The organism is Oscillatoria sp. FACHB-1407, from assembly GCF_014697545.1.
In the GTDB taxonomy this organism is placed as follows: Bacteria; Cyanobacteriota; Cyanobacteriia; order Elainellales; family Elainellaceae; genus FACHB-1407.
This window is the reverse complement of the sequence record NZ_JACJSA010000001.1, coordinates 651,597-664,427: the sequence shown is the minus strand read 5'-3', so window position 1 is coordinate 664,427 and position 12,831 is coordinate 651,597. Positions and strand designations below refer to the sequence as shown.

Annotated in this window: 14 protein-coding genes; 8 read left to right on the top strand and 6 right to left on the bottom strand. The window is 50.0% G+C overall.

Features of this window, described 5'->3' with window-relative positions; all coding sequences use genetic code 11:
- Nucleotides 1–8: 8 nt before the first annotated feature.
- Both H6G89_RS02640 and H6G89_RS02635 read right to left on the bottom strand, forming a co-directional pair.
- Nucleotides 9–797, bottom strand: a complete 789-nt coding sequence (locus H6G89_RS02640; RefSeq protein WP_190503843.1) for an ADP-ribosylglycohydrolase family protein — start codon at nucleotides 795–797, stop codon at nucleotides 9–11.
- Between the two features lie 2 nt (nucleotides 798–799).
- A complete protein-coding gene (locus H6G89_RS02635) occupies nucleotides 800–1,450 on the bottom strand; it encodes a YqiA/YcfP family alpha/beta fold hydrolase (protein WP_190503710.1) in 651 nt (216 codons plus the stop codon).
- Between the two features lie 131 nt (nucleotides 1,451–1,581).
- On the opposite strand from H6G89_RS02635, the gene H6G89_RS02630 reads away from it, so the two are divergent.
- The 3 genes from H6G89_RS02630 (at nucleotide 1,582) to H6G89_RS02620 (ending at nucleotide 4,632) form a co-directional block, all read left to right on the top strand.
- The gene (locus H6G89_RS02630; protein WP_190503709.1) at nucleotides 1,582–2,487 is read left to right on the top strand and encodes an SDR family NAD(P)-dependent oxidoreductase; all 906 of its coding nucleotides are present in this window, start codon (nucleotides 1,582–1,584) and stop codon (nucleotides 2,485–2,487) included.
- A 10-nt stretch (nucleotides 2,488–2,497) separates the two neighbouring features.
- Nucleotides 2,498–3,649: a succinate--CoA ligase subunit beta gene (locus tag H6G89_RS02625; protein WP_190503708.1), complete on the top strand. Its 1,152-nt coding sequence runs from the start codon at nucleotides 2,498–2,500 to the stop codon at nucleotides 3,647–3,649.
- Between the two features lie 89 nt (nucleotides 3,650–3,738).
- Nucleotides 3,739–4,632: a succinate--CoA ligase subunit alpha gene (locus H6G89_RS02620; RefSeq protein WP_190503707.1), complete on the top strand. Its 894-nt coding sequence runs from the start codon at nucleotides 3,739–3,741 to the stop codon at nucleotides 4,630–4,632.
- Here the strand turns inward: H6G89_RS02620 and H6G89_RS02615 are convergent.
- Nucleotides 4,629–5,123 (bottom strand): hypothetical protein, encoded by a 495-nt coding sequence (locus tag H6G89_RS02615; protein WP_190503706.1) that lies wholly within the window; start codon nucleotides 5,121–5,123, stop codon nucleotides 4,629–4,631. The genes H6G89_RS02620 and H6G89_RS02615 overlap by 4 nt on opposite strands.
- A 60-nt stretch (nucleotides 5,124–5,183) precedes the next feature.
- Here H6G89_RS02615 and aroA point away from each other — a divergent pair, with 60 nt between their 5' ends.
- The 5 genes from aroA to H6G89_RS02595 all read left to right on the top strand — a co-directional run bounded on the left by aroA (nucleotide 5,184) and on the right by H6G89_RS02595 (nucleotide 8,898).
- Nucleotides 5,184–6,530: a 3-phosphoshikimate 1-carboxyvinyltransferase gene (gene aroA / locus H6G89_RS02610; protein WP_190503705.1), complete on the top strand. Its 1,347-nt coding sequence runs from the start codon at nucleotides 5,184–5,186 to the stop codon at nucleotides 6,528–6,530.
- A gap of 404 nt (nucleotides 6,531–6,934) precedes the next feature.
- Nucleotides 6,935–7,384 carry a hypothetical protein gene (locus H6G89_RS02605; protein WP_190503704.1) on the top strand — a complete coding sequence of 150 codons (450 nt, stop codon included), beginning with the start codon at nucleotides 6,935–6,937 and terminating at the stop codon, nucleotides 7,382–7,384.
- 215 nt (nucleotides 7,385–7,599) lie between these two features.
- Complete coding sequence (locus H6G89_RS02600; RefSeq protein WP_190503703.1) at nucleotides 7,600–7,836, top strand: Asr1405/Asl0597 family protein; 237 nt, start codon at nucleotides 7,600–7,602, stop codon at nucleotides 7,834–7,836.
- A gap of 142 nt (nucleotides 7,837–7,978) precedes the next feature.
- Nucleotides 7,979–8,107, top strand: coding sequence for a hypothetical protein (locus tag H6G89_RS35515; RefSeq protein ID WP_255519339.1), 129 nt, complete (start codon nucleotides 7,979–7,981; stop codon nucleotides 8,105–8,107).
- A gap of 170 nt (nucleotides 8,108–8,277) precedes the next feature.
- Nucleotides 8,278–8,898 (top strand): (2Fe-2S) ferredoxin domain-containing protein, encoded by a 621-nt coding sequence (locus H6G89_RS02595; protein ID WP_190503702.1) that lies wholly within the window; start codon nucleotides 8,278–8,280, stop codon nucleotides 8,896–8,898.
- Between the two features lie 243 nt (nucleotides 8,899–9,141).
- Here the strand turns inward: H6G89_RS02595 and H6G89_RS02590 are convergent, their stop codons facing one another.
- From H6G89_RS02590 to fusA, 3 genes are all read right to left on the bottom strand, one after another.
- Nucleotides 9,142–9,831, bottom strand: coding sequence for a CADD family putative folate metabolism protein (locus H6G89_RS02590; RefSeq protein WP_190503701.1), 690 nt, complete (start codon nucleotides 9,829–9,831; stop codon nucleotides 9,142–9,144).
- A gap of 158 nt (nucleotides 9,832–9,989) precedes the next feature.
- Nucleotides 9,990–10,352, bottom strand: a complete 363-nt coding sequence (locus tag H6G89_RS02585; protein ID WP_190503700.1) for a DUF6464 family protein — start codon at nucleotides 10,350–10,352, stop codon at nucleotides 9,990–9,992.
- Between the two features lie 76 nt (nucleotides 10,353–10,428).
- Complete coding sequence (gene fusA / locus H6G89_RS02580) at nucleotides 10,429–12,519, bottom strand: elongation factor G (protein ID WP_190503699.1); 2,091 nt, start codon at nucleotides 12,517–12,519, stop codon at nucleotides 10,429–10,431.
- Nucleotides 12,520–12,831 lie beyond the last annotated feature (312 nt).

The following is a 12,831-nucleotide window of genomic DNA, read 5'->3' as shown; positions in this document are numbered from 1 at the left end:
ATGTGGGGCTAGTTTGTCTCAGATAGTGTAATTAATGACATAAAGGTTTCAGTGATGTAACGCAAAGGCGGATCAAGCCGTTCCAAAACCGTTTGGGCGATCGCCTCTGGTACTCCTCCATAAAATGCCTCGGCGATGCCTCCGGTGATGCAGGTCAATGTGTCGCTGTCTCCCCCCAGCGATACAGCATTGCGAATGGCATCCTCAAAGTCGGTCGATTCTAGAAAGGCGATGATGGCCTCTGGTACGGTTCCCTGACAGGACTCGTTGAACTCATAAACCGGACGAATGTCATTGAGTGTCCGGCTTAAATCGTAGCCAAAGGTCGTCTCAACATACGAGCGAATCTCGGCTTTGCTGTGTCCGGTTCGTCCCAAAAAAATAGCCGCAGCTGTGGCTTGTGCCCCTTTGATGCCTTCTGCATGGTTGTGGGTGACTGCGGCACTGCGTTTTGCTTCTTGCAATACCCTTTCCAGGTCAGAGTAGGCAAACCCGATGGGACTGACCCGCATGGCTGAGCCATTGCCCCAACTGTTGTAAGGCTGTGGGTTAGCAGAGATTGCCCACTGGATAAATCTGGCTCCGTAGCTGCCCATCGGATTGGGATAGCGTTGGTAGTATTGCTTGAACTGAGTGACGTAGTCGCCCCCTTGCTGCACAACATCTGCAACTGCAACCGTCAGAATCGAGTCGTCTGTAAAAGTGCTATCTGGGCTAAAGAGCGGAAAGTCTTTGCGACGGCAATTGTCAAACTCATATACCGAGCCAATCATGTCTCCGGCGATCGCTCCTAACATGCTCACTCCTTCGGGTTATCCAGCTCACAAAACTCGCAAATTGCCTGCCAGATCTCGTCCTTCACCGTGCCCAGAGCATGATCGCTGTCCAGTTCAATGAGCTTTACCCAGGGGCGAGACTGGGCATAGTCTCGGCTGGCTTGAACAGGAATCACCTCATCCTGCTTTCCGTGAAGAATCAACGTGGGGATACTACGCTGCAATTCATCATCGTGATATTGCATGGCATCTTGCACGAATTCATAATGTAACGGCAGCGATCGCCCCTCAGCGTAGTGATATACCGATAAAAACTGCTCCGTTTGCCAGTGATCAAGCTGCTCAATACTGAGTTTGGGCAACCAGTAGCTTAAAAAACTAAAGGCTGGGGCAAGCAACACAAGCCGCTGCACCTGAACATCTTTCTCAGCTAACCAGGCAGCGGTCAAGCCACCCAGACTGGAGCCAATCAGCGTAACGGGTGTGGGGGAGGGTGGAAAGTCACCCTGCACTTGCTGAAGTTGGCGAGTAATCGTCAAATGGGAGAAGTCACCCTGGTTGAGATCAGGAATGACTAAGGGAATACTCAGAGAGCGAAAGCGATCGCCCAGGTCACGAGCTTTTGCAGATCTTGGGCTAGATGCAAACCCATGTAAGTAGATATAAGATGTCATCTTGCAAATTCTCGATATATTTAAAGTTCCGATTTCTGCTCGCCAGCTTTGTTATAGGCGATTCTAGGGTGGCTTAGCTGCTATCTAAGTCACTCTGTGTCTTTGTTCTCGCTTTACTAAAACGCTTTACAATGTCTCACCCTCTTACTGAACAGGTCATCTTAATCACAGGTGCCTCTACTGGAATTGGCGCGGCTCTCGCCCGACTATTAGCTCACCGTTATTCTGGCATTCGTCTGGCATTGGCCGCCCGCAACACTCAAAAACTAGATGAAGTGGCACAAGCCTGTCGCCAATTCGGCGCAGATGTGTTGGCAGTGCCAACCGATATGTCGCAACCAGAGCAGGTGACAGCCCTATCTCAAGCCGTTTTAGAGCGGTTTGGTCGAGTGGATGCGTTGGTCAATAATGCAGGTTACGGTCAGATGGGGGCTGTAGAGCTAATTGCGACGGATCGGGTGCAAAACCAGTTTGCGGTGAATGTGATTGGGGCGATCGCCCTGATTCAATCGCTGATTCCTGGGATGCGTGCCCAGGGAGGCGGACGCATCGTTAACATCAGTTCCCTGGGGGGGCGGATGGCGTTTCCCTTTGGAGGATTGTATAGTGCTTCTAAGTTCGCCCTTGAGGGGTTGAGCGATGCCCTGCGGATGGAGCTTGCTCCATTCAATATTCGGGTGGTGGTGGTGGAGCCTGGTCCTGTGAGGACAGAGTTTTTTGATGTGGTCAAACAAGGGGTAGATGCCATGGAGGTTGACCCACTCAATACGCCCTATCGTGCTGCCTATGAGAACCTTGAAGGCTTACAACAGCAGGTTGATCGGCAAGCCTGGTCGTCTGAACGGGTGGCGGAGGTGATTGTCAGGGCATTGAGCGATCGCCGTCCCCACCCTCGCTATATCGCGGCAACTGGTGGTAATATCCTTATTTTCCTTATGACCAAGCTCTTGCCCACCCGTATGACCGATTTGTTCTGGCAACGGTTCTACGCAATTCATCGCGTCGCGCAAGACTGGAAGTACCACAAACAAGCCTAGGGTGCAGGTCATGGATCTACTGGAGTATCAAGCTAAAGAGTTGTTCAATGAGATGGGTATTCCGGTGTTGCCCTCTCAACGCATTGATCACCCCAAAGATTTAAAGGGGCTAAAAATTCCCTATCCCGTCGTTCTCAAGTCACAGGTCTATACAGGAGGGCGTGGCAAAGCAGGGGGAATTCGCTTTGTTGCCAATACGATTGATGCCGTTGCAGCCGCTCAAGCCATTTTTAACCTGCCAATTGTGGGGCAATATCCAGAGGTGTTGTTGGCAGAAGCGAAGTATGAGTCTGATCGAGAGTTGTATTTGGCGATCGCCATTAGCCAATCGACCCGTCGTCCTGTGTTGTTAGGCTCGCAAGTGGGTGGCATTGACCTGGAGTCGGTGATTCAACAGATGCAGCAGGTTGTGGTCGATCAGGAATTCTCGCTCTTTTATGCGCGTCGTCTGGCTCTCAAGATGGGGCTAACGGGGCAACTGATTGAATCGGTGAGTCAGCTTCTCGAAAAGATGTATCGCCTGTTTGTCCAGAATGATCTGGATCTAGTTGAGATCAATCCTCTGGCGGTCAGCCCTGCGGGTGAGTTGATGGCACTCGATGGCAAGATCATCGTTAACGATGCAGCCCTGGGGCGACATGCTGATCTCGCTGCCCTACAACCGAAAACAATAGGTCACCAAAATCGCGTCACAATCGCCGCTTCGTCGGGCTTACACCTGTTAGAACTGGAGGGTGTGATCGCGACTCTCTGTAGTGGGATGGGGTTAGCCCTGGCGACGCTCGATTTAGTCACAGCCGCTGGTGGAAAAGTAGCGAATCTCCTGAATGTGGGGGATGAGTCTCAGTTTAATGCGCTGGCAAGTAGCCTGCCTGAGCGGGTTGCACAAGGACTAGAGCTGATGTTGCAAGGTCGAGGCATCAAAGCTGTTTTGATTAATGTTCTTACCAACACGATTTCCTGTCGCCAAATTGCTACTGTGGTTGCTAATTACGTGGAGCGACGGGCTTATGGTCACTCTGTACCCCCTATGGTCGTGCGATTGGTCGGTAAGGAATTAGAACAGGCTAGAGAAATTTTGGCAGCGGTCGATGTGCCACTGGTACAAAGCTTGGATGAGGCGATCGCTCAGGTCGTTTTGCTGAGTCAATCTCGCACATGACCTGTACATCAGTCGAATGCACGTAAGTCAAGCCCACACACATCAAGCCCATACACACATCAAGCCCGTACAACTGCATAAAGCTATTCATGAATTTCACCACAGACAGCAAAGTACTGATTCAGGGGATTACCGAACCCATCGGAGCAACCTACGCGCCGTTGATGCAAGCCTATGGCACTCAAATCGTCGCGGGTATCTCACCGGGATATGGTGGCGAAAAACATCAAGGCATTCCCGTATTTGACATGGTTGAACAGGCCCTGTTTCAGGTGGGGATGGTGGATACGACCGTTATTTTTGTGCCCCCTTACTCCGTTTTGGATGCTGCCCTGGAGGCGATCGCAGCCGGGATTCGTCAGATCATTCTGATGACGGAAGGTGTGCCCCCGTTGGATATGGTGCGGCTGATTCGTAAAGCTGAGTCAACTGAAACCCTGGTGGTGGGTCCAAACTCCGCTGGAGTCATCGTTCCTGGAGAAATTTTGTTGGGCACCCATCCCACCGACTTCTATATGCCCGGTTCCGTAGGGCTGATCAGTCGCAGTGGCACGCTGACCCACGAGGTCGCTCTGGAGTTGACCCGTGCTGGGTTTGGGCAATCCATCGCGGTTGGAGTCGGGGGCGATCGCGTGGTGGGTTCTTCGTTTCAACAGTGGCTCCAGATCCTGGAGGAAGACGACAAAACCGAGGTAATTGTTTTGTTAGGTGGCGTTGGTGGAGATGGCGAAGAAGTTGCAGCCCGATACATTGCTGAAGCGATTGATAAGCCTGTGATTGCTTACATTGCTGGGCGCAATGCCCCTAAAGAATTTTTGGGCTACACCGAGGCGATCGCTGGATTCCAACTCTCGAACACGCGCATTGGTGATGCTGACAGCAAAATAGCTGCCTTTATTCAAGCGCAGGTTCCAGTTGCCGATCGCCCCTCACAGATTCCAGCTTTGGTCAAACAGGCATTGCAAACTTCGGCGATCGCTTAATGATGAATATCTAAATTCAAGACATAGTGACCAAACCGCACGCGACCTGACCACAACTCATATTCCAGGCGCAGATGATGGGGTAAAAATCCCTCTGACATAGATTCCCCTTTGAGGTCAAGGCTGCGGGTGTAATTTTGTAACTGCATCTGCTCACTGCCGATGGCATCATCGCCTTGCAGCCAATAGCGACTGATCCCGTATACGCCCCGTTGCCAAATGTGGCGATAGCTAAACTTGCCGTTTCCCTGCATGGTCATAATCACTCGATTGGGGGAAAATTCCAACCATAGCAATCGGGGAGTTTCAGAGGATGGTTCTGGCGTTTCTCTGAGATGGGGCGATTCCTGAATCAACGGCTCTGTCAGCAACAAATGGAAGCGATCGCTATCACGTTGATAGAGCGTTGCAGCCGTTTCTACCGCTGACCAAACAGGGATATCAAACGCCATGAGAGAGAGGCAGACAGGCTTGCAGTGATGAGTCAGCATGGGTTTGTGGGGGAGGGAATGCGGTAGGATGACTTAACGCCGCATTCATAGTGTATCCCAATGCCAAACGGTACTATTGTCCTGGAGACAACTAAACAGCATGATTTGCTAAAAATTCACTCGCCTGCATCGGGGGTAGCTCTACAGGGGTTGGTGCAGATTCCGGGTGATAAATCAATTTCTCACCGGGCGTTGATGTTGGGTGCCCTGGCAGAGGGTGAAACTAAAATTCAAGGGCTGTTGTTGGGCGAAGATCCCCGTAGTACAGCGGCATGTTTTCGGGCAATGGGTGCCCAAATTTCAGACCTCAATACGGAATTGGTCACAATCCAGGGAATTGGTTTGGGGCAACTCCAGGAACCTGCCGATGTGCTGAACGCCGGGAACTCAGGCACGACCATGCGGCTGATGTTAGGGATTTTGGCATCTCATCCAGGACGTTTTTTCACGGTGACAGGGGATGACTCGTTGCGATCGCGCCCCATGTCCCGTGTGATTCAACCTTTACAACAAATGGGAGCAGCAATTTGGCATCGCCAGGGTGGATTCGCTCCAATTGCTGTTCAAGGGCAATCGCTCAAGCCCATTCATTATCACTCTCCGATCGCCTCTGCTCAGGTCAAATCTTGCATTTTGTTGGCAGGACTGATGACTGAAGGGCAAACAACGGTGACAGAACCCGTTCTATCTCGTGATCACAGTGAGCGCATGTTAAAAGCGTTTGGAGCCGCGATCGCCATTGATCCTGAAACTACCAGTGCCACGGTGACAGGTCTGGCTCGCTTACAAGGACAGACGGTCATCGTTCCCGGTGATATCAGTTCAGCCGCATTCTGGTTGGTCGCAGGGGCGATCGTTCCGGGGTCTGAATTGGTGGTGCAAAATGTCGGCGTGAACCCCACACGAACCGGGGTATTGGATGCGCTGATGCAGATGGAGGCAGACATCACGCTTGAAAACCAGCGGGAGGTGGCTGGGGAACCCGTTGCGGATGTGCGGGTACGTCACAGTGTCTTGAAAGCCTGCACAATCGCTGGAGAGTTGATTCCTCGCTTGATTGACGAGATTCCTATTCTGGCAGTCGCTGCTGCTCATGCCAAAGGCACAACGGTGATTCGTGATGCGGCTGAGTTGCGAGTTAAAGAGAGCGATCGCCTCGCCGTGATGGCAACTCAACTCAACCGGATGGGGGCCAACATCACGGAATTGCCGGATGGTCTAGAAATCACGGGCGGAACCCAACTTCGAGGAGCCGAGGTAGATAGCTTTACCGATCATCGCATTGCCATGAGTCTGGCGATCGCCGCTCTGACGGCTCAAGGCACAACGACAATCAATCGGGCTGAAGCTGCTGCTGTCTCCTATCCGGGGTTTATCGATACCCTCCAGCACCTGATTCGGGGGTAAAGGGTTTCAGTGACAATGAACCTGGCTTAGGATTATGGATTAATAAAGTGCAATTTTTCTGGAGGGGGTTGGCATTGCCAAACCCGTACAGCAAGGAAGCTGCTTATTATAGCCTAGTACAGCAAAAAATAAGTTTTGAAAGGGGTTCCACCCCTGCACCCCGTTCTAACCTTAGTAAGTACTGCTATATATTCAATTCACGTTGCTTCAGGTGATTGACGGTTGTATCAACGCAGGTATATGGCTGTAGCCATTCAGGATGGTCAGCATGACGCATGACACGGGCGATCGCTGGATAATCCCTGATGTACGAAAAATTTTAAATTTTTGAAAGCATATCCAATCAACAGGATGGGCATACTGGGGAAGTCTCACCAGTGAGGCTGCTATGAGGCTTCTAAACTATGTGGCGTAGGCTCAGGAATCTTTTTCACAGTGTTCAGACTTACGGGATTCTGAGTCCTGACCTTGTAGCACGGCGACTGGTTAACCAATCGTTGAGTCAGCGTCCAGCGATGACCCAGGAGCAATGGTTTCAGGCGTTTTGTCAACCCATGGGAGTGACTCCTGCTGTTGCAACCTTTGCCTACACTCACTTGCAACACTACTCCGGGATTCAGTTTGCCCGTGTCATTGCTAGCGATCGCCTGGTTGAAGACTTGCACTGGTTTGAGGTTTGCTGGGCTGATTGGGAGATGGCATTTTGTGAAGATTTTTGGCACTCTTTTGGCATCGATATCAGCGACCCACTGTTGAACTACCCGCTGTCAACGGTTGGAGAATTCGTGCTGTTTCTCAATGTTCAACTGCTGACTCTAACTTCATCTGAAGATGATAGTGTGAATTCTAAATGAGAATTGTTTGCAAATAGCCCCGTTCTGGAATATCTTTTAAATAGCACTTGTTGACTATAGTTCTCAATAAAGAAGCCTGTTTCCCAGATCTGTTCATGATTCGGCTAGTGGAATCCATCGAAGTCTGGGATTACAGATCTGTGCGCCTGTTCTTCTCTTCGTGTCGGATTTCCCACAACCAACGATTAATTTAATTGGCTGGTCACTCTGAATCTATGGATCGAACTCTCTCTGCTTCCCTTTCTTCCCAGTTGATTGAAATTCCTATATGCGATCGCTGGCAAGTCTATTACCGTTTGCAAGAACTCGGCATTCCCTGCACTTGTCTACAAGATGGTAGCCTCTGGGCAGAAATTAATAGTCCCTTGGCAGCATCCCAACTGTGGAGCATTACCTTTCAACTCAATGCTTCACGCTCACAGTTAATTGATTGGTTAAATCGGTGTTGGTAAAGCAATGGATGCCGCTAGAGCCTGAGAAGCGTTTAACTTCCTGCAAAGTTATTTTTTATAAAGTTGTTTAGCTACGCTACTCATTCGATCAACCGAACTTGCTAGAAATATAGCTTCAGTCAGAAAGCTTAGGACAACCGCAATGGCTCAAATATTGATTCTGGAGGAGCTTCCTGACTTGCCTCCGCCCCATCATCTCCGTCCCATCAAATGTAGCTACAGCCATAGCTTAAAACCTGCCTTTAATGCGGCTCACCTCAGCACAGGTTAACAGCATCTTCTATAGCCATCCCAACTGAAATATGAACGGGATGCAGGAGCAAACCTCCAACTCCCTTGTTCACAAACAATTTGCAAACACTCTATCCTTCAGCTTCCAACCATTCACTCAACTTCCAATTCTTGATCAGGTTCTGTAATTCACCCCGTTTAGTTGTCATTATGAGCAAACACAAATTTGAGGCAGTGACCGATTTCACGTTAGAAGGACGATTTTTAGGCTTTGCTGCCAAGGAGAGCTACAAGCTTAAATATTTGCGGTTGGCAACTGTGACAGGTGAATACACCATCAAAATTGACAAAGAGTTGCGCTCTACCCTGTGGCGATCGCTAACTCCTGGCGAATGGATCAGAGTATCGGGTTATCAGAAGGGCGATCGCTGTGAACCTAAGTTAAAGGCATATCAGGTGACAACGACTACACCCGGAACGCCCCTGTCGCCGACGAGTTTAATGTCGGCTCGGCTAGATCAACCTGTCGCTACGACTGAACTGGCTGAAACTCCTGCCACCAAAGCCAAAATCTTGGTCTGTCAAAAATCTGATTGTTGCAGACGGGGTGGGACGGCAATTACCGAAGCGTTACAGAAGGAACTGCGCGATCGCCAACTCACCGATCAGGTCACGATCAAAGGAACGGGCTGCATGAAACGTTGCAAAGCTGGACCCAATATCATCATGCCCGACAAAACTCGGTATAGTGGCATCTCTCCGGACGCGATTCCTACCCTAATTGACCGCCACCTCAAACAGGAAGAGGGAAGAAAGAAGGATGAAGGATAAGGGATAAAGAATGAAGGATAAGGGATAAAGGATGAAGGATAAGGGATAAAGGATGAAGGATAAGGGATGAAGGATGAAGGATGAAGGATGAAGGATAAGGGATAAAGGATGAAGGATAAGGGATGAAGGATAAGGGATAAAGGACTCAAGAGAAAAAAGACTGAAGGGCGAAGCATTCGGCTAGTGGTTGATAGTTGAATCAACAGCTTAACTACTGAATGCTTCGCCCCTATCGCAATCTATTTACGCCGCTTGAGGAGCCGCTAACCCCTGACAATAGGCTTCATAGACTCCATCCAAAAATCCCCACAGGGCATTGGCTGCGGTTTCAGCGGCTTGAGCCACTTCTGCCTGTTGCGCCTCGGTTGTGGCATGCGCTTCAATCAGTTGCAACGTTGATTCAGCATGATAGACATCAGCCACTTCATGCACGCTGAAGAACTCATAGTCAGATGGATTGGTCATGCCATAAAAACGTTGCAAGCCATCGATTTTAACTTTGGCAACGTCTGGAATTTGAGACTCGTAGACATGGAGCGCAGCTAACCCTGCATAGTAGGGAGATTGCAAGCACACTTGACGAAACGTGTCGATCAACGCTTGAGTAGACTCCAACTTAGGAGTCGTTTCCAGGTCATCGGCAGAGGCTCCGAGGGCGATCGCAAAGTTGCGCCACAGAGCAGGGTGATTTTTCTCGCCCCGCTCTTCGCTGACTAGATTCTCCAGCAACTCCTGACGCACCGCTAAATGCGGCGTGTTGTAATGGATCGCGCTGATGTAGGTGGGAAATGCCAACACATGATGAAAGTACTGTTCAGCATAGTGTTGTAGTTGTTCACGGGTCAGCCGACCTTCCGTCCACGCCACATAGAAGGGGTGGGTGAGTAGGTGACGTTGGCTAACGATATCGTGCAGTTTTTGGCGCAATGTCATGATAACTGTCTTGATTCAAGTGAATAGAGCAAATTATCTCAGAATTGCAGAAGATTGGATAATCAAAACTCTTGTCTGTTTGATCGAATTTGTAGCAATTCTTAGCGATTTGTGGCGATCGCCCGATTGTATCAGGCAGGTTCTGCTCTAGAGAGGATTTACGGCTGTGGCAGAGATTGGTAATGGACGCAGCGATCGCACGGTCCCTCTGGATTCACAGCACACCGCAGCAACTCCGATCGGGCATTGTATAGGCAGGTAATGTCGCCGATCATCCACTGCCCATCGACTAACCGCTTTTCTGAGGGAAGCTGGGACGGCTGAACGTAGAGCGTAATTTGGTGGAGTTGATAACGCCCTGACTTCAATAAATATCGATGTTTGCGCTCAAGCACAATGTAAGTCTGTCCCTCCAGTTCCAAATGAGCACCCGGTTGAGGGTTCCAATCCAACCGCAAATGCCCTAATGTCGAACGGGGATGACTCAGAATGATTTCTGTAGGTGGAGAATTTAACTCCATAGATGACGTGTTGGGAATGAGAAGGCAAAGAAGTCGGAGTTCTTCAAGAACTCCGACTTCTTAAATTAAGCGGTGACTATTTAGCGGCTGCTTCTTGACGCTCTTTGGTTTCCTTAATTACTGCTTCTGCCACGTTGGTGGGGCAAGGTGAGTAATGGGAGAACTCCATCGAGAACTGACCCCGACCAGAGGTCATCGTCCGTAGGTCACTGATGTAACCAAACATTTCACTCAGAGGCACATCTGCCTTGATGCGGGCACCCATAGGACCGTTCTCCTGGGACTTGATCATGCCGCGACGACGGTTGAGATCACCAATTACGTCTCCCATGTAGTCGTCCGGTGTAAACACGTCCACATTCATGATCGGCTCTAGCAATTGAGGACCTGCTTTTGGCAGACTTTGACGGTAAGCCGCTTTAGCTGCGATTTCAAATGCCATCGCTGACGAGTCAACGGGGTGGAAGCCACCGCCCACCAACGTGAATTTCAAATCCACACAGGGGAACCCAGCCAACACACCACGGACAATGCTCGTTTCCAAGCCTTTTTCGACCGCTGGCCAGTATTCTCTTGGAACCGCACCACCGACCACTTTAGATTCAAACTGGAATCCAGTGCCCGGTTCACCTGGCTCAACAATGTAGTCGATCTTAGCGTATTGACCCGAACCACCCGACTGCTTCTTGTGGGTGTAGACATCTTCAACGTGCTTGGTAATCGATTCGCGGTAAGCCACTTGGGGTTTACCCACTTCGACTTCCACGCCATGTGTCCGCTTGAGGATATCGATCTTGATGTCGAGGTGCAGTTCGCCCATCCCTTTAATGATGGTTTCGCCGCTCTCTTCATCCGTCATCACCTGGAAGGATGGATCTTCTTGAACCATCTTGCTCAACGCCAGACCCATCTTCTCATCACCACCCTTAGTCTTAGGTTTGATGGCGATCGAAATCACAGGATCAGGGAAGACCATGGGTTCCAGCGTCGCTGGGTTCTTGGGATCGCAGAGGGTGTGTCCAGTTTGGACGTTCTTCATCCCCACGATCGCAATAATGTCACCTGCTTGGGCTGATTCGATCTCTTCCCGGTTGTTAGCGTGCATTTCAACCAGACGGCTAACCCGCTCGGTTTTGCCAGTAGCCGTGTTGAGAATGGTATCGCCCTTGTTCAAGGTTCCAGAATAGATGCGAGTAAAGGTTAATGCACCGTAGCGATCGTCCATGATCTTGAATGCCAATGCTCGCAGTGGCTTTTCAGGATCAACATAAGCAAAACCGCCCGTTTCGTTGCCCTCTAAGTCCATCTCAGGCTGGGGCTTCACTTCTGTGGGGTTAGGGAGGTAATCAACCACCGCATCCAACACCAACTGCACCCCTTTATTCTTGAAGGAGGAGCCACAGTAGGTAGGGAAGAAGGACATGTCGATTGTGCCCTTGCGAATACAACGCTTGATTTCCTCAATGGTGAGTTCTTCCCCTTCCAGGTACTTCTCCATGAGTTCATCGTCTTGCTCAACCGCTGTTTCGACCAACTGCTCGCGGTATTTTTCAACCTGATCGACCATGTCGGCAGGAACATCTTTGATCTCGTAGTTCATGGGGTCACCTGAACCATCCCAGATCCAGGCTTTGCGGGTTAGCAGATCAACAACTCCTGTAAAGCTATCTTCAATCCCAATGGGGAGTACCATCACGAGAGGTTTCGCGGCCAGCACATCCTTGATCTGCTTCACAACCCGGAAGAAATCAGCCCCGGTGCGATCGAGCTTATTGATGTAGACAATCCGAGCTACTTTGGAGTCGTTGGCATACCGCCAGTTGGTTTCAGATTGAGGTTCAACCCCACCTGAACCGCAGAAAACACCGATGCCACCGTCAAGCACCTTGAGAGAGCGATATACCTCAATTGTGAAGTCTACGTGACCCGGAGTATCAATGATGTTGAATTGGTGGTCTTTCCAGAAGCAGCTTGTCGCAGCAGACTGAATCGTGATTCCACGTTCCTGCTCTTGTTCCATGAAGTCTGTTGTTGCAGCACCTTCATGCACCTCACCAATCTTGTGGATCTTGCCTGTTAATTTGAGAATTCGTTCAGTTGTGGTTGTTTTACCCGCATCGACGTGTGCGAAGATGCCGATATTTCGATAGCGTGTGAGGTCTTTCATATCTGCTCTCTAAAGTTAAGTGCTACAAACCGCTGGTGACCACCTTTAAGTATTACTAACGGAGTTGGGGTGTTGCCAACTCGTGAATTCCCTGAATATAGACTTCTACACTCAAAGATCTCACTGAAACTAGCCGCACCGGAAATAGTCATCACCCTTTCAGTCAGAAGGATGACCCCTCGGCCACTCACATGACCTGAAGACTCCGTCTTGCCCACAGCAATAGTGCCAACTTAATACATCTTAATGTAGAGTTGGCAACAATCGAACAAAGTTTTAGGGCGAGTTCTCTAGAATTCTGGCTTCAAAACT